Consider the following 16,180-nt stretch of genomic DNA (forward strand, 5'->3'; position numbering starts at 1 on the left):
CGGGCAGCGGATCGTCGAGACGCCCAGCTCCTTCACGAGCTCGATCACGTCGGTGCGGAACCCGTCGGCGTCGGCCGACGGATGCCCCGGCTCGAAGATGCCGTCGTAGATGTGGCGTCCGAGGTGCTCGACGAAGCCGCCGAACAGGCGGCGATCGATGTCGGCGATCTCGTGGTGCGGGTCGAGCCGCGCGGTCGCGTCGGTCACGGGCTTCCTTTCGAGGGGAGACACGGATGCCGCGGCACGAGGCCGTGCCGCGGCACCGACTCAGCCGGTGATGACGGGCCAGTCGGCGACGGCAGTGCCATACTCTCGCTCGCCCGGACCCTGCGTGAGGCCCGGGGTGGCCCTGGTCGCGCAGAGCGTCCTCAACCAGTAGGCGCTGAGCTTCGGGGTACGCTTCAACGTCTCGTAGTCGACATGGATGATCCCGAATCGCGGGCCATAGCCTGCAGCCCATTCGAAGTTGTCCAGCAGGGACCAAACCAGGTAACCGACGACATGAGCGCCCCGCGTCAGGGCACGGTGAGTGGCCCTCACATGAGCCTCGAGGTACTTCGTCCTGTCGAGGTCCATGACCGCTGGTCTGTCATCGATCACCACGACGGTGTCCGGAAAGGACGCTCCGTTCTCCATCACCATGATGGGAAGCGCGGGGAATTCCGCGGACAGTGCCACCAGATGGTCTTCGAGTCCTCGCGGTTCGATGCCCCAGTCCATGCCGGTGCGATCGAGTTCAGCTCGGCGCACGAACTCAATTCGCTCCGAACCAGGGAACGCGGTGCCGCCGATCTTCTCCGTGTCAGGATCAAACGACGGGTTGAGGCGTACGTGCATGACCTCGTAGTAGTTCACACCGAGCAGATCGAGGGGTTGGTGACAGATCGCTAGATCGCCGGGGAGCACGAAGCTCCAGTCGGTGAATTGCCGGGTGTCTTCAAGGAGGTCGGTTGGGTATTCGCCGCGAAGCATGGGGCCAGTGAAGACGCGGTTGGCGACCGCGTCGAACAGTCGCGCCGCCTCCGTGTCAGCCGGGCTGTCCGCTTCGATTCGGAAGATGTTCAGCGCCACGGAGATGCGCGCGTCCTCTCGAGTGACGGTGCGCCGAAGTGCCTTGACAGCGAGACCATGCGAAAGATTCAGGTGGTGGGCAGCCTTCAGTGCGTCAGCATGGTTCGTGCCGCCGGGGGCGAAGGCTCCGCTTCCGTAGCCGGAGAACGAGTTGTTCCACGGCTCGTTGTGAGTCGACCAGATCGCGACACGGTCCCCCAGCGCTGCGCCGACGATCTCGGCGTACTTTTCGAACGCGAAGGCCGTTTCACGCCCTCGCCATCCGCCGTACTTGTCCTCGAGCGCCTGGGGAAGGTCCCAGTGGTTAAGTGTTACGACGGGCTGTATCCCGCGATGCAGCAGGCTGTCGACGAGTTGCGAATAGAAGGCGAGGCCCTCCTGATTGACCACTTCCTCGCCTGAGGGCATCACTCGAGGCCACGAAATGGAGAAGCGGTAAGCGTCGAGACCAAGCCACGCCATCAGATCGAGGTCTTCGTCGACGTGGTGGTAGTGGTCTGCGGCAACGTCTCCCGTAGCCCCGCCCTCGATCTTCCCAGGGGTGTGGCTGAAGGTGTCCCAGATCGATGGACCTCGTCCGCCCTCCCTGACACCTCCCTCGATCTGGTAGGCGGCGGTGGCCGCGCCCAGAGTGAACGAAGACGGGAAGGTGAGCTCTCCGCTTTGGAGAAGCCGGTCGTACATTGATTGATCCTGTCGTTGGCGGGTCTGGGCTGCTTGATGTTCGGTGGGGTGGCGGCACGAAGGAGGCCACGCGCGGCACACCAAGCTGCGTAGCTGAACGAGTGCCCGGTGGCGAGAGCTGTAGACGGCGCTTCAGCGCCGTCGGGTTGAGGGAGGCATCACCCCTTGATGCCGGACGAGACGTTCGACTGCACGAAGTACCGCTGAGCGAAGAAGAAGATGAGTAGCACCGGGATGATGTACATGACAGCGGCGGCCGCTTGAACTGTGGGGATGGCGTTGCCGTTCGGGTCCAGGTAGAACGCGGTGATGGCCACAGCCAGCGTGGTGCGGTCAAGATCCAGCAGCAGCGCCGGCGCAATGTAGTCGCCCCAGGTCCAGGTGAACGAGAGCAGGAAGGATGTGATCAGAATCGGTCGCGACAACGGAAGGAAGATCGTCGCGAAGATCCGGAACCAACCCGCGCCGTCGATGATCGCGGCGTCCTCTAGCTCCTTCGGCAGCGAGGAAAAGTACTGCCGGAACAGGAACACCATGTAGGGGGATGCGGCCAGCCCCCACAGCACCCACGGCCAGTACGTGTTCAGCAGGCCGATGCGGGCGAACATGATGTACGTCGGAAGCAGCGTGAGAATCTGCGGGATCATCATCGTGGCCAGCACGATCAGGAAGAGGAAGTTCTTACCGGGGGCGCGCAGCCGGGCGAACCCGAAGCCCACCGCTGCGCTGGACAGCGTGATGAGGACCGAGTACGTCGTCGCGATGAACAGCGAGTTGCCCGCGTACCCGATGAAGTCCATGTCTGTGAGCGCGTCGACGAAGTTGTTCCACTGCGGCTGCTCGGGGAGGATCTGGATAGGTAGCGAGGCCCACTCGGCCGGCGTCTTCAGCGCGGCGAGCACAAGCCAGAGGAAGGGTCCGATGAAGAAGGCGGTCAGCGCGAGGATGATGATGTACAGCCACGCGCTGGGGCGCTTGCCCGACGCGGATCTGTTCGCCTTCTTGCGTCTCCGAGAGGTCGGAGGTGTCAGCGTGGGGAACTCGGTGATCGAGTTTTCGGTGAGCGTCATCGGACGGCTCCTTCGCGTTCGGCATCGGTATCGACTTCGTAGTAGACCCAGGACTTGCTGGAGCGCAGTAGAACCAAGGTGAGGCCGAGGATGATGAGGAAGAAGACCCAGAGCATCGCTGAGCCGTAGCCGAAACGCCCGCTGAGGAAGAACTCCTGGTAGACCTGCACCATGTACAGGGTGGTGCTGTCTGGCACCCCTCCGGCCTGCGAGATGCCCGCCGAGTTGGTGAGCAGCAGCGGTTGCACAAACACCTGCAGGGCCACGATCACGCCAGTGACGAGTTGGAAGAACAGAATCGGCGAGATCATCGGGATCGTGACGTGCCGGAAGACGGTCCATCGTCCGGCGCCGTCGACGATGGCGGCCTCTTCGAGTTCCTGCGGCACTCCCTGCAGGGCGGCAAGCATGATGATCATCCCTCCGCCGAGGCCCCACAGCATCAAGATGATGAGGGAGTAGAACACCATGGGGTCAACGAGCCAGCCGACCGGCGGGATGCCGACCAGGCCGAGCATCGCGTTGAGGATTCCGGCGTCCTTATTAAAGACCAGCTTCCACATGATCGCCATGGCGACGACCGGGACCACGGAGGGCAGGAAAAATATGGTGCGCCACAGCCCCACCGCTCGCAGCCGCCGGTTGATAATGACCGCGAGCCCGAGCGACCCCCCGACGGTGAGCGGCACGACGATGGCCGTGAATACCAGCGTCCTCACAAGTGCCGCCCACACGTCGGGGTCCTGGAACAATTCGATGTAGTTGTCGAACCCCACCCACTTATAGCGGGGTGAGACACCATCGAAGTTGGTCAGGCTCACAACGAACCCGTACACCATGGGCGCTGCCGTGAGCAGCAAGAATCCCACCGCCCAGGGTGCCACGAACGCGTAGAACGTCCGTTTCGGATAGCGAGTCCACTTGCGAGCCATCGGTACTTCTCCTTCGCCGGCTTAGGTCAGCCGACCTGATCCACGCCCTGCGCCAGGGCTGCGTTCAACTCGTCGGTCAGCTGGGCGCCCGCTTCCTCAACGGTCAGGTCTCCCTTGATCGCCTGCTGCAGGTACTTGTCGATCGTGTCCTGCAGCAGCTGTGCCGAGATGTACGGCGAGTCGGGCAGCGGCGCGGTGTACTGCAGTTGGTTCTGCACGACCTCATAGGCCTGCTTCTGGTAGTCCTGCTCCTGCGGCAGCTTGTCGGCGAGCGACTTCAGCGACGGAAGGCCCCATCCGCTGGACGCACGCTGTTCTGCAGGCTCCCCGCCCAGGAAGTACTCCATGAACTTCCACGCGGCGTCCTTCGCATCCGACTGTTCCGGGATCCACAGCCCGGCGCCGCCGAAGCTCATCGCGACAGGAGTGTCGCCCATTGTGGGTGCCGGCGCGAACCGGACGGTCTTCATCGCGTCATCAGCCGCGAAGTTTCCGCCGAACCAGTAGCCGTCCTGACTGATGGCCATGCGCTGCGCTGCGAAGGTGGAGTAGTCCGAGCCGTCGGGAAGAGGGTTCAGCGACGTCGGGCCAGCGCCCGACTGGCCGTAGTCGACGAACCACTGCAGCGCCTTCTGCGCCTCCGGGGTCGTGAAGTCGATCTCCGACAGGTCGTCATTGAACAGGCTGCCACCCTGCTGCTCCACCATCGCTGCGATCGGCCCGTAGAGCGTCCACGCCCATTCCATGCCGAGGCCGTACACCTCGGTGGTGCCGCCGTTGATGACCGAGAGCTTCTTGGAGATCTCGAGCAGCTCGTCGTAGCTGATCGCCTCAGTGTCGCTGAGGTACGGGACGCCCGCGGCGTCGAACAGAGCAGTGTTGTACCACAGCGCGTTGTCCTGGCTCCAGTCCTTCACGATGCCGTAGATCGGGCCCTCCCCGCTGCGCTTGCCGTCCCATCGGAACGCGTCGTTGACCGGCTGAAGGTCATCTTCGGTCAGCACGTCGCTGTCCGCGAGGTACGGGGTCAAGTCGGTAGCCAGACCGCGCGCGTTGAAGTTTGCGCTGCCGACGGCGTTGCCGAACGCGACGTCCGGCGGGTTGCCGGACGCGAGCATGGTGTTCAGCCGGGTCGGATCCCAGGCGATGATGTTGACCTTGATGCCCGGGTTGTCGGCCTCAAAAGCAGCCTTCTGCTCATCGGTCAGGTCCTGAGCGCCCATCATGACGTCGAGCTTGATATCACCAGAACCGGCGGTGCCGCCTCCTCCGGTGCATCCAGCAAGAAGCGCGGATGCTGCGACGAAGCTGCTCACCGCGATCGCGGTACGTCGAGCGCGAGATGCGCGTGCGGTCATGTCTACCTCCTTGTGAACATGGCGAGGCTCGGGCTCGAGCCACCCTTGGTGATTGGAAACCATACACCGAATTCGGTACACATGCTACATTTTCAGTCAAGCTGACAGGTGCGGCGGATAGATGACGGAGCGGCCTGAGATGGGTAGTGTCACGAGGATGAGCGAACCGAAGAAGAGCGGCACCCGAGGTCCGTACGCGAAGTCAGCGCAGCGCTCGATCGACATCCTCGACGCTGCGACTACCGTGTTCGCGACGAACGGCTATCACGGCGGCTCGCTTCGGGATATTGCGCGTCAGCTCGATGTCAGTTTGACGAGCATCGTCCACCACTTCGGCAGCAAGTACGAGCTGCTTGAGGCGGTGTTGGAGCGCTCCGACAGAACGACGGCGGGGGACGAGGACTTCGATTTCGATGCCGCATGCGCGGATCACGGCGTTGTCTTCGCGACGATCGAAAGAGTGCGCACGAGCGTCGAGCGCCCCGAGTTGCTCAGGTTGTTTGCGATCCTGGCTGCTGAGTCGTCCGCGCCAAACCATCCGGCGCACGAGTGGTTCGCTCTTCGATACCAGAGGAAGTCTGCGGAGCTTGCCGCCGCGTTCGCGTTCGACCAGGGAGCGGGTCGGATCAACCGCAGCCGCGATCCGCATAACCTGAGCCGTCTGTTGATCGCAGCCTGGGATGGCGTGCAGTTACAGTGGCTGATCGACCCCTCAGCCGATATGAGTCGACCGATGCGCTTGTTCTTCGAATCGACGGTGCCCGAGGCGTTCGAAGGCACCGTCAGCAACGTCGCTTAGCAGCGACCTCGCGCCCACATCGCGCATCAACGGGGACGCAGAACGTCTCAGCTCCTCTCCGGGTTGGAGCACAAACTGATCCAGCAAAGGGAGGCATGCGTTCCTCATTCAGCCGTTAGCTTGTGGACTCGGGACTCCCGCCTGACAATGCAGGACCGACAGATGATCCAGGCGACTGGGCACCACTCGGGCTCAGACGCTTAGCTCGATCGGCGAGGCGCCGGCGAGGTGCTCTGATCCGGTGACGCACCACCGAACGCGTCGCACCTCGGAGACTTGGTGTCCCGCTTTCGGGGACAACTCCAGCAGCCCGTTGGTGTTCCTTGCGGTGAAAGGGCGCGGATCGAGGGCGTCGTGAGTCTTCGACCGGCCCGGAGGGGCCGGGTATGGCTCGTTCGTGTTCGCCACCGTCGGGTCGGCTACTGAGATTGGCCGCCCGGCGCCTCGCAACGGCGTGGCCGCTGATTGAGATACGCGATCCATCGTTTTGTAAGGAACCGAGGCGCGCATCGCTCAGACGGCCCAAGAGGTTGGCGTGCTGCTGGATCACCTCGTCTCGGCCAATGTGGACGTGTTCGACGCGAGCGCCCGACGGTTCCGCGCCCCGCCTTTGCCGACAGCGACCTCAGCCCGGCTGGCTGGGCCAAGCGCCTGCCCGGCGTCCACGCAATGGCGGTGGGCAGGCCTCAATCGAGGGACCGGAAGGTGGCCGAAAACCCGCGGAAAATCAACAGATTCGGGCGAGAAGCTAGTGCGGAGACGGAGGGATTTGAACCCTCGGTCCCCTTGCGAGGACTCCACCTTAGCAGGGTGGTGCACTAGGCCTGACTATGCGACGTCTCCAGGCATCCGGCCGCGAAGGCGCGGATGCACCCAGCAATCATAACCGAGACCGCGACCGCTTCTTGCACCCGCCGGGTATCACCCACGGCCGCCGTCCGCTCATCCCGGTATGCCGTTCACACAGTACGGAGTGCTCAGCGGAACCCTCGTGTCGCATGTGCGGGACGACCCCGACGAGTTCGGGCGCTGGTGGCATGTCAACCTCACCGTCCGCAGCGGGGCGCGCGAGTACCGCGTCGCCGTCGACGTCGACAGCAAGAACTCCGCCGCCGGCGTGCAGTGGAAGACCGTCCGCACCACCCTCGCGAAGCTCGGCTGGCCGGCACCGCCGGCGCCCGCGTTCTCGAAGCTCGTCTCCACCGCCACCTCGGGCGCCCTCGACGTCATCCGGCACCGCGAACTGCGGATCGTCGGCATCCGCTGGTTCCTGCAGTGGCTCTTCCGTGCACGGGATGCTGTGCCCTCCGGCCGTTCGCCGTTCTGGGTCGGCTTCCTCCGGCCCTGGCGCTCGGGCGATCAGCTCCAGGCGTCAGAGGCGCTGGAGGCGACCCTGCAGGTCGGCGCGCTGACGCTGGTCTGGGGCGAGCCGTTCCCCGAGGGCGCGGCGCCGGCGTCGGTGCAAGGCATCCACAACGTCCATCAGAACCAGGGCGACCCCGCTGGATCGCAATGGTTCCCCGAGAACGGGATCTGGCAGGACGGCGCCGTCGCGACGCAGCAGGCCGACGGCACCTGGCTGGTGTTCATCTCGAAGTTCTCGACGCAGTCGGACCGCACCGACGACCTCGGCCACCCCGTGTAGGGCGACCGCTATCGACCTTCGGGCTGCGTGCAGGTGGTCTGCGCCGCGGTCTGCCCCGCGATCGCCGACGGCAGCTCGACGCGCGTCTCGGGCGTCGGGGTCTCGGTGACAGGCGCCTCGGCCACCGGCGTCTCGCCGGCGGCGGGCTCGGCCGAGGCGGGCTCGGTCGCGGCGGGGGTCGGAGCCGCCTCGGGCTTGACTGCCTCGCCGGTCACCTCGACGCCGTAGCCCTGGCTCGCGTCGCCGGTGAGCGTCAGCGGCTGATTGGCCTTGAGGGCGTCGAAGAGCACGGTCGCAGCATCCTTCACCGGAATCACCCGGCTGGCGCCGTCACCCGCGGCGTAACGCGTCGGGTACTGCACGAAGACGATGTCTTCGTACGGCACGTCCTTGACGGCCATCGCGATCTGCACCATCAGCGTGGGGTTCGTGAGGCCGGAGCTCAGCACGAGCTGCTCCTGCTGCACCTGGCTGATCGCGGTGGTCGCGAGGTTCAGCAGCGTCGCCGGGTTGGCGAGCACGGAGTCGGACTGGAGCTTGCGCACCATCGACGACATGAACTGCTGCTGGTTCGAGATGCGGCCGAGGTCGGACCCGTCGCCGATGCCGTGGCGGATGCGCAGGAACTGCAGCGCCTCGACACCCTGCAGGGTGTGGGTCCCTGCGGTCAGCTTGAGTCCGGTGTGCGAGTCGCTGATATCGCCGGCGACACACACGTCGACCCCGCCGATGGCATCGGACATGTTGATGACGCCGGTCCAGCGGATCGCCGCGGCGAAGTCGATCTGGTCGTCGATCAGCGACTCGATCGTGAGCACGGTGCACGCGAGGCCGCCGTACTGGTACGACGCGTTGAGCATCTGCGACGACATCGCCGAGTAGCTGCCGTTGCCGTCCTCCTTCGGGCACGACGGGATCGGCACGAGCATGTCGCGCGGGAACGACACCACGGTGACGCGGCGCGGCTCGTCCGAGATGTGGACGAGCATCGTGACGTCGTTGCGCTCGCCCTCGGTCGCCTTGGCCTGACACGCCCCCGAGAGCGCGGCGTTCGCCCCCTCGCACGAGTCGGTGCCGACCATGAGGATGTTCACGCCGCCTTCGATCGCCCCGAGCGACGGCGGCAGCGGCTTCTCCTCGTCGAGCACGACGGCGTTCGCGGTGATCGTCTGAGTGGCGTCGAACAGGTTGTACGCGGCGATGCCGGCCGCGCTCACACCGAACACGCCGAGCACGACGCCCAGCATCGCGACGAGAGTCATGAACGGATGCCGCGACTTCAGCACTCCGTGGCGCGCGAGGGGCGCCTGGCCCCCTCTCGAGGGCCGGTTCACCGATGCCATCAGCCGTTGGCCCTGACGTTGCCGGCGGAACAGGTCTGCTGGGCGGCGCTCTGGCCCGGGATGTTGTTCGGAAGCGCCACGGGGGTCTCACCGGGTGCGGGCGTCGCCGACGGGTCGGCGGTCGCGTCGGGTGCGGGCTCGGCGGGCGGCGCCTCGGTGGGCTGCGGGTCGGCCACGATCACTCCTCCGGTGAGGTCCTGGTCGTGCGTGACCTCGATCGACTCGTTCGCCGCGAGCGCCGCCCACAGCTCCTTCGCCGAGTCGTAGTCGGGAACGACGCGGTTGACGTCAGCGGGGTCGGTCAGCACCGGATACTGCACGAACACGATGTCTTCGAACGGCACGTTCTTGACCGCGAGCGCGATCTGCACGAGCGTCATCGGGTTGGTCAGCGACTTGCTCGGCGTGATGTTGTCGACGGCGGTCGCCGCGAGCTTGTACAGCGTCGCGGGGTTCGACAGCACCTCGTCGCTCACGAGCTTGCGCGCGAGGCTCGACATGTACTGCTGCTGGTTCGAGATGCGCGCCAGGTCGCTGCCGTTCTGCAGGCCGTGGCGGGTGCGCAGGAACTGCAGGGCCTCGACGCCCTGGATCGTTCGGGGGCCGGCCGGCCAGTTGATGGCGGTGTACTTGTCTTTGATGCCGCCGTTGCCGATGCAGACGTCGACGCCGCCGATCGCGTCGGTGATGTTGATGACGTTGCCGAAGCTCACCTTCGCGGCGAACGGGATGTTCTGGCCGCTGAGCTCCTTGATCGTCTTCGCGACGCACGAGAGCCCGCCGTAGCCCCAGGCGGAGTTGATCTGCGTCTTGCTCATCGCCGACGTGGTCGAGCCGTCCTCGCGCGTGCACGAAGGGATCGGCACCATCAGGTCGCGCGGGAACGACACCACGGTCACACGGCGCGGGTTGTCGGAGATGTGCACGAGCATGTTGACGTCGTTCAGCTGCCCCGCGGCGTCCGCTCCGGTGCACCGATCGCCGAAGAGGTACGCGTACTCCTCCTCGCACTCGTCGGTGCCGACCAGGAGCACGTCGACGCCGCCCTCGATCGCCCCGATGTCGGGCGGGACGGGGCCCTGTCCCTCGAGGTCGACGGCGCCCTCGGCGAAGCTGGACGTGAAATCCGTCGCGGCGTACGCGGCGACACCGGCACCCGACACCAGCACGACGGCGGCGACGATGCCGATGAGCTTCAGGATGAATCCGAACGGGCTCGGAGACGACAGCTCACCGTGACGGGCCACCGTGCGGCGGCCGCGCCTCGCGGGCTTGTGCGTCGAGCTCACTCGGATCCTTTCAAGGGGGTCTGTGACACCGCGGAAGACGTGATGTGTTCACCTGCGGGACGTCACCGTAGACAAGAATTCCACAGTCGTTCCGTGATTCGCTCGGGACACATCAGACCGGCGCCGAAGTATCGCGGTATCCTCCCACACCCCCCTGAGGGTGGGCTGAGGGCGCGCTCCGACGACGCGCCCGAGCTCGGCCGGTCAGGGACTCTTCATCCCCACCCGGTAGCATCCCCGCGTGACCGTCTCTGGGCCCTCGCCGGCACTGCACCCAGCCACGACCGTCCCTCCTGCCCGAAATCGCGATGCCGCAAGGAAACCGCTCGCCCGGCACGCCGCCCGCGAGACGAAGGCCCAGCTCCGCCGTCGGCGCCGCTACCTCGCACTGTGCCTGGTCGGCGGCCCGATCGCCACGGTGCTTCTCGTGGCGCTGTTCTCGGTCGGGGCGTTCGTGCAGCAGGTGCTGCAGGTCCGCGACGACATGGAAGTCGCGAAGGAGCAGCTGAAGGTGCTCGCCGGCGCCGCGGTGTCGATGGACGTTCCGCTCCTCGAGCAGGCCAGCGCCGACGTCGTCACCCGCACCCAGCGCGCGCAGGCGACCTCGAACGGCGTGCTGTGGGATCTCGCCGCCCAGCTCCCCCAGGTGGGCAACAACGTCATCGCCGTGCGGACGGTGGCCGAGGTGGTCAACACGATCACGACGCAGTCCCTCCCGCCGATCGTCGCCATGGTGTCCGCCGCCGACAAGGAGGAAGGCGCTGAGCCGAGCCTCGGGATCGACCTCCGGCCGTTCCTCGGGGCAGGGCCCGTTCTGCCGACGATCATCTCGTCCCTCGAGGAGGCGTCGACGATCGCGGCGGGCATGGACCGCACCGGGGTCCTGCCGGCCGTCTACGAGCCGCTCGACGGCATGGTCGAGCTCATCACCGTGGCGATTCCCACCCTGAACCTGGTGGAGGAGCACCTGCCGGCGATCCTGCACGCCGCGGGCGCCGACAAGCCCATGCTCTACCAGCTGGTGATCCAGACGCCGGCCGAGATCCGCGCGACGGGCGGCGGGCCCGCTCACTGGCTGGTGATGAAGGTCGAGAACGGGCGGATGGAGATGCTCGGCCAGGAGAACGGCGTCGACCTGATGTACACCGAGCTGCCCGAGCAGGGATTCGACACCGTGAACGGGTCGCTCATAAAGCTGCCCGCGGAGACGCGTTCGCTCTACCCCTTCGAGCTGGCGAACTGGTCGTCGAACTTCACGATGACGCCGCACTTCCCCCGCGCCGTCGAGCTCTTCCAGGCGACGCGCAAGTGGACCGAGAAGCCCGAATTCGACGGCGTGATCTCGATCGATCCGATCGTGCTCGCGCACATGCTCGAGGCGACCGGCCCGCTCACCCTCGCCTCCGGCGAGGTCGTGAACGCGGAGAACACCGGGTCGCTGCTGATGAGCGAGCCCTATGAGCGGTTCGGCACCGACAACGCCGCGATGGACGCGTACTTCAGCGAGGTGACCACGGTCATGTTCGACGCCCTCACCGGCGGCGAGTGGGAGATCGGCGCGATGTGGGACCAGCTCGTGCGCAGCGCCGAAGAGGGCCGCGTCTTCGCCTGGTTCGAAGACGACGGCCTCCAGGCGCTCGCCCACGAGTACGGGCTCGACGGCATCCTGCGCGAGGACAACACCGAGGCCACGCAGCTCGGCATCTACTTCAACGACTACACCGTGGGCAAGCTCAACTACTGGCTGGACTACTCGCAGCGGGCGACCTGCAACGTGGAGGAGCGCACGATCACTGTCACGATGGATCTCGAGAGCCGCATGACCGAGGACATCAAGAGCGAGTACACCCTCGGACTGCGCAACCAGTTCCGCGGCATCGACCCGCGGACGATGATGCTCGACGTGCTGTTCTTCGCTCCTCCCGGAGCCGAGATCCTCTCGACCGACCCCAAGCGGGGCGACTGGCAGGACTCCGCCAACTGGCAGGGCAACCGCTTCCGCGACCGGTCCGGCGTCGACCACGACAACACGGCCCTCAGCAGGACGCTGCTGCTCGAGATGGGCGAGAAGAAGACGATCTCGTACGAGGTTCAGCTGCCGGACGGCGATCTCGGCCCGCTCGAGCTGCGGCATTCCCCCGGCCCGAACCACACCGAGGTCACCGTCGACGCGAACTGCGGTTCGCTCTTCGCGAGCCCCGAAGGCTCCCACAACGTGCGGCTGTCGAAGATCGGCTGAGCACCGCGGGGATCACACTGCGGAGGGTGTGGGATTCGAACCCACGGGACATTGCTGCCCACTGGTTTTCAAGACCAGGTCCATCGGCCGCTCGGACAACCCTCCCGACCGATGCGACCCCGGGAGGAGGCATCCGTCGAACAAGCGTCGAGTCTAGCCGACCGGCTCAGAGGCGGCGGAGCACAGCGGCCACGCCGCCGTCGTGCACCGAGTCGGTGATCTCGCCGGCCGCATCGCGCACTTCCTGCGGCCCCTGCGCCATCGCGACCGCGCGGCCGCCGTTGTCGAGGGCCCAGCGGAACATGCCGACGTCGTTGCGGCCGTCGCCCATCACGAGCACGTGCGCGGGGTCGATGCCGAGCTCGGTGCGCACCAGCTCGAGGCCGGTGCTCTTGTCGATGCCCTTCGGGGCGATGTCGAGCCACGCCGTCCAGCCGACCGCGTACGAGACGTGGTTGAGCCCGATGCGCTTCACGAGCTCGACGAAGTCCTGTTCGCCCTGATCGGGCGAGACGACGACGACACGGCACACCGGCTGGGCGCCGAGCTCCTCGAACGGCACGCGACGGGCGTGCACGAGGTTCCAGTCCTCGAGGTACTCCGTGTACAGGCGCTGCCCGTCCGCGAGCTCGACGAGATAGCGGGCGTCGGGCAGGTGCACACGCAGCTGCTCGAGCACCTCGCGCGGGTCGAAGGTCTCGACGTGCCAGCGCTCGTAGCTCAGCTCGTCGGCCTCGAGGCGCTTGAGCACCACGGCACCGTTGGAGCACACCACGAACTCGGGCGCGATGCCGAGCACGCGCACGATGCCGCGGGTGCCCTCCCAGCTGCGCCCGGTCGCGACCATGACCTCGTGTCCGGCGCGGTGCGCGTGCTCCACGGCGTCGACGACGCCGGGACTCAGCGACTCGTCCTCGAGGAGGACGGTGCCGTCGATGTCGAGCGCGATGAGCAGCTGCTCGGTGGCGACGGCCGGGTTCTCGGTGTCGCGGGCGACCTGCTCGACGAGCTTCGCGGCCTTCTTCGGTGCGACGACCTTGATGGAGCCGGTCTTGGGCAGGTGCGCCTCGCTCACGCGATCGGCTCCATGACCTCGAGTCCGCCGAGGAAGGGTCGCAGCACCTCCGGCACCGTGACCGAGCCGTCCTCGCGCTGGTGGGTCTCGAGCAGCGCCACGATCCAGCGGGTGGTCGCGAGCGTGCCGTTGAGGGTCGCCACCGGCTGCGTCTTGCCACCTTCGGGGCGGTAGCGGATGTCGAGGCGACGCGCCTGGTACGTCGTGCAGTTCGAGGTCGAGGTGAGCTCGCGGTACGCGTTCTGCGTGGGCACCCAGGCCTCGACGTCGTACTTGCGGGCGGCGCTCGAGCCGAGGTCACCGGCCGCGACGTCGATGACGCGATACGAGAGGCCCAGGTCCTGCAGCATCCGCTCCTGCATCTCGACCAGCCGCAGGTGCTCGGCCTCCGCCGCTTCGGGCGTGGTGTAGACGAACATCTCGAGCTTGTTGAACTGGTGCACGCGGATGATGCCGCGGGTGTCCTTGCCGTACGAGCCTGCCTCGCTGCGGTAGCAGGTCGACCAGCCGGCGTAGCGCTTGGCGCCGCGGGTCAGATCGAGGATCTCGTCCATGTGGTAGCCGGCGAGGGGCACCTCGCTGGTGCCGACGAGGTAGAGGTCGTCGTCCTCGAGGTGGTAGACCTCGGCCGCGTGCTTGCCGAGGAACCCGGTGCCGCGCATCACCTCGGGACGCACCAGCGTCGGCGGGATGATCGGGGTGAACCCGGCTTGCAGCGCGCGGTCGAGCGCGAGGTTCATGAGGGCGATCTCGAGGCGCGCGCCGATGCCGGTGAGGAAGTAGAAACGACTGCCCGACACCTTGGTGCCGCGTTCCATGTCGATGGCGCCGAGCATCTCACCGAGCTCGAGGTGGTCGCGCGGCTCGAAGCCGAACGCCGGGACCTCGCCGTGCGTGCGCAGCGTGACGAAGTCGTCTTCGCCGCCCGCGGGCACGCCGTCGATCACGATGTTCTCGAGGGCCCCGAACGCGGCGGTGGATGCCTCTTCCGCCGCGGCGACCGCGTGCTGGGCCTGCTTGACCCGCTCGCTGAGATCCTTGGCCTCGGCGACGAGCGCGGCCTTCTCCTCCTTCGGCGCCTGCGCGACCTTCTTGCCGTGCGCGTTCTGCGCCGCACGGAGCTCCTCGAAGGCGGTGATGGCCGCGCGCCGGGCGCGATCTGCCTCCACTGCGGCGTCGACGGTGTCAGGTGACTCGCCCCGCGCCTCCTGCGAGCGCTTGACCAGCTCGGGATTGTCGCGAAGCAGCACGGGATCGATCACCCTGCAAGCTTAGTCGGCGCCCGCGAACCGGCACCCGATCAGGTAAGTCCACGTCGTGCGCACCCGCCGCGCGCGCCGGGCCTACGCTGTACCTCATGGCGGCGGCATCCGGATCCAGTGACGACGAACGCCCCGACGACCTCGCACCGCACCCCGCCGACAAGATCTACGCCGACGGTCCCGCGACTTCAGAGCTGAACCTGGCCGAGGTGCAGGAGGGGACGGATGCTGGGCCCCCGGCGCCCGCGTCGAAGTCCCGCGCCGGCGCACCCGACCCCGCGCGGGCCGCCGAGCCCGACCATGTGATCCGCCAGCCCGGCGACGTCGAGCCCGACACCGCCGAGGACGAGAGCGGGCACGCGCGCCGCGTCGGCCCGGAGGGCGGAACTCGCCCGATGTCGGAGAATGGCGAGCGCCCGTCGCCGAAGGCGGCGCTGGTCTACAACCCGATCAAGGTCGACGCCGACGCGCTGCGCGACACGGTCGCGCGGCACGCGGCGCAGGCCGGCTGGTCGGAGCCGCTGTTCTACGAGACGACCGTCGACGACCTCGGTGACGACGTCACGCGGCAGGCGCTCGACGAGGGCGTCGACGCCGTGCTCGTCGCCGGCGGCGACGGCACCGTGCGCGCGGTGTCGGAGGCGATGAGCGGCAGCAGCGTTCCCCTCGCGATCGTGCCGAGCGGCACCGGCAACCTGCTGGCCCGCAACCTCAAGCTGCCGCTCACCGAGCCCGACGCCATGGTGCAGGCGGTGTTCGACGGCGACACGCTCGCGATGGACGTCGGCTGGACCGAGCTCGCGCGCCCCGACGGCACCACCGCCGAGCACGCGTTCGTCGTCATGGGCGGCATCGGCCTCGACGCGGCGATGATCGCCAACACGAACCCCCAGCTGAAGAAGACGGTCGGCTGGGTCGCCTATGTCGACGGCGCCGCGCGGGCGCTGCCGACGGCGAAGCCGTTCCGCGTCGTCTACGAGCTGCCCGGGCACCGCCTGCATTCGTCGCGCGTGCAGAGCGTGCTGTTCGCGAACTGCGGCAAGCTCCCCGCCGGCCTCGACCTGATCCCCGAGGCATCTGTCGCCGACGGTGCCCTCGACATCGTGATCTTCCAGCCGAAGGGCCTCTTCGGCTGGCTGTTCGTGTGGCGCCGCGTCGCGTGGGACAACAGCTTCCTCCGCCGCTTCCGCGCCGGCCGCCGCGTGCTGTCGCTGCGCACCAAAGACAACGCGGTCGTCTACTCGCGCGGCGCCGGCATCGAGCTCGCGACCCACGAGGCCCGCCCCGTCCAGCTCGACGGCGACGAGTTCGGCGAAGCCCTCTCGGTCAAGACCCGCGTCGAGCCGTCGGCGCTGGTCGTCGTGGTGCCCAAGGGCCACACCACCGACGGACTCTGAGGATGACGGATGCTGC

12 protein-coding genes, 2 tRNA genes and 1 pseudogene are annotated in these 16,180 nt (G+C 67.0%); 4 read left to right on the forward strand and 11 right to left on the reverse strand.

What is annotated here, in order from left to right:
• The 5 genes and pseudogenes from ACFC1I_RS20390 to ACFC1I_RS20410 form a co-directional block, all read right to left on the reverse strand.
• Nucleotides 1-207, reverse strand: a pseudogene (locus tag ACFC1I_RS20390) (alpha-L-arabinofuranosidase); the annotation flags it as partial.
• A gap of 60 nt (nucleotides 208-267) precedes the next feature.
• Nucleotides 268-1,755, reverse strand: a complete 1,488-nt coding sequence (locus ACFC1I_RS20395) for a GH1 family beta-glucosidase (RefSeq protein WP_376013791.1) — start codon at nucleotides 1,753-1,755, stop codon at nucleotides 268-270.
• 158 nt (nucleotides 1,756-1,913) lie between these two features.
• Nucleotides 1,914-2,825, reverse strand: coding sequence for a carbohydrate ABC transporter permease (locus ACFC1I_RS20400; protein WP_376013793.1), 912 nt, complete (start codon nucleotides 2,823-2,825; stop codon nucleotides 1,914-1,916).
• Nucleotides 2,822-3,757, reverse strand: a complete 936-nt coding sequence (locus tag ACFC1I_RS20405; protein ID WP_376013795.1) for a carbohydrate ABC transporter permease — start codon at nucleotides 3,755-3,757, stop codon at nucleotides 2,822-2,824. The genes ACFC1I_RS20400 and ACFC1I_RS20405 overlap by 4 nt, the downstream gene beginning before the upstream one ends.
• Before the next feature lie 26 nt (nucleotides 3,758-3,783).
• A complete protein-coding gene (locus ACFC1I_RS20410; protein WP_376013798.1) occupies nucleotides 3,784-5,115 on the reverse strand; it encodes an ABC transporter substrate-binding protein in 1,332 nt (443 codons plus the stop codon).
• 157 nt (nucleotides 5,116-5,272) lie between these two features.
• Between ACFC1I_RS20410 and ACFC1I_RS20415 the strand changes: the two genes are divergently transcribed.
• Nucleotides 5,273-5,914, forward strand: coding sequence for a TetR/AcrR family transcriptional regulator (locus ACFC1I_RS20415; RefSeq protein WP_376013801.1), 642 nt, complete (start codon nucleotides 5,273-5,275; stop codon nucleotides 5,912-5,914).
• Nucleotides 5,915-6,668: 754 nt separating this feature from the next.
• On the opposite strand, the gene ACFC1I_RS20420 is transcribed toward ACFC1I_RS20415, so the two are convergent.
• Nucleotides 6,669-6,757: transfer RNA gene (locus ACFC1I_RS20420), tRNA-Ser, on the reverse strand.
• A gap of 109 nt (nucleotides 6,758-6,866) precedes the next feature.
• Between ACFC1I_RS20420 and ACFC1I_RS20425 the strand changes: the two genes are divergently transcribed.
• The gene (locus tag ACFC1I_RS20425; RefSeq protein ID WP_376013803.1) at nucleotides 6,867-7,559 is read left to right on the forward strand and encodes a DUF2278 family protein; all 693 of its coding nucleotides are present in this window, start codon (nucleotides 6,867-6,869) and stop codon (nucleotides 7,557-7,559) included.
• Nucleotides 7,560-7,567: 8 nt separating this feature from the next.
• Here ACFC1I_RS20425 and ACFC1I_RS20430 read toward each other — a convergent pair whose 3' ends face one another.
• Both ACFC1I_RS20430 and ACFC1I_RS20435 read right to left on the reverse strand, forming a co-directional pair.
• The gene (locus tag ACFC1I_RS20430) at nucleotides 7,568-8,821 is read right to left on the reverse strand and encodes an LCP family protein (RefSeq protein ID WP_376013806.1); all 1,254 of its coding nucleotides are present in this window, start codon (nucleotides 8,819-8,821) and stop codon (nucleotides 7,568-7,570) included.
• A gap of 80 nt (nucleotides 8,822-8,901) precedes the next feature.
• Nucleotides 8,902-10,191: an LCP family protein gene (locus tag ACFC1I_RS20435; protein WP_376013809.1), complete on the reverse strand. Its 1,290-nt coding sequence runs from the start codon at nucleotides 10,189-10,191 to the stop codon at nucleotides 8,902-8,904.
• Nucleotides 10,192-10,432: 241 nt separating this feature from the next.
• On the opposite strand from ACFC1I_RS20435, the gene ACFC1I_RS20440 reads away from it, so the two are divergent.
• Nucleotides 10,433-12,430 carry a DUF4012 domain-containing protein gene (locus tag ACFC1I_RS20440; protein WP_376013812.1) on the forward strand — a complete coding sequence of 666 codons (1,998 nt, stop codon included), beginning with the start codon at nucleotides 10,433-10,435 and terminating at the stop codon, nucleotides 12,428-12,430.
• Nucleotides 12,431-12,450: 20 nt separating this feature from the next.
• On the opposite strand, the gene ACFC1I_RS20445 is transcribed toward ACFC1I_RS20440, so the two are convergent.
• From ACFC1I_RS20445 to serS, 3 genes are all read right to left on the reverse strand, one after another.
• Nucleotides 12,451-12,535, reverse strand: a tRNA-Ser gene (locus tag ACFC1I_RS20445).
• Nucleotides 12,536-12,596: 61 nt separating this feature from the next.
• A complete protein-coding gene (locus tag ACFC1I_RS20450; RefSeq protein WP_376013814.1) occupies nucleotides 12,597-13,505 on the reverse strand; it encodes an HAD family hydrolase in 909 nt (302 codons plus the stop codon).
• The gene (gene serS / locus ACFC1I_RS20455; RefSeq protein WP_376013817.1) at nucleotides 13,502-14,767 is read right to left on the reverse strand and encodes a serine--tRNA ligase; all 1,266 of its coding nucleotides are present in this window, start codon (nucleotides 14,765-14,767) and stop codon (nucleotides 13,502-13,504) included. The genes ACFC1I_RS20450 and serS overlap by 4 nt, the downstream gene beginning before the upstream one ends.
• 95 nt (nucleotides 14,768-14,862) lie before the next feature.
• On the opposite strand from serS, the gene ACFC1I_RS20460 reads away from it, so the two are divergent.
• The gene (locus ACFC1I_RS20460; protein ID WP_376013819.1) at nucleotides 14,863-16,164 is read left to right on the forward strand and encodes a diacylglycerol/lipid kinase family protein; all 1,302 of its coding nucleotides are present in this window, start codon (nucleotides 14,863-14,865) and stop codon (nucleotides 16,162-16,164) included.
• Nucleotides 16,165-16,180: the final 16 nt, after the last annotated feature.

The organism is Microbacterium sp. NPDC056044, assembly GCF_042267145.1.
Classification (GTDB): domain Bacteria; phylum Actinomycetota; class Actinomycetes; order Actinomycetales; family Microbacteriaceae; genus Microbacterium.

Coding starts and splice junctions, on each gene's coding strand:
- ACFC1I_RS20395 (WP_376013791.1), bottom strand. CDS start 1,755: ATGTACGACCGGCTTCTCCAAAGCGGAGAGCTCACCTTCCCGTCTTCG.
- ACFC1I_RS20400 (WP_376013793.1), bottom strand. CDS start 2,825: ATGACGCTCACCGAAAACTCGATCACCGAGTTCCCCACGCTGACACCT.
- ACFC1I_RS20405 (WP_376013795.1), bottom strand. CDS start 3,757: ATGGCTCGCAAGTGGACTCGCTATCCGAAACGGACGTTCTACGCGTTC.
- ACFC1I_RS20410 (WP_376013798.1), bottom strand. CDS start 5,115: ATGACCGCACGCGCATCTCGCGCTCGACGTACCGCGATCGCGGTGAGC.
- ACFC1I_RS20415 (WP_376013801.1), top strand. CDS start 5,273: ATGAGCGAACCGAAGAAGAGCGGCACCCGAGGTCCGTACGCGAAGTCA.
- ACFC1I_RS20425 (WP_376013803.1), top strand. CDS start 6,867: ATGCCGTTCACACAGTACGGAGTGCTCAGCGGAACCCTCGTGTCGCAT.
- ACFC1I_RS20430 (WP_376013806.1), bottom strand. CDS start 8,821: ATGACTCTCGTCGCGATGCTGGGCGTCGTGCTCGGCGTGTTCGGTGTG.
- ACFC1I_RS20460 (WP_376013819.1), top strand. CDS start 14,863: ATGGCGGCGGCATCCGGATCCAGTGACGACGAACGCCCCGACGACCTC.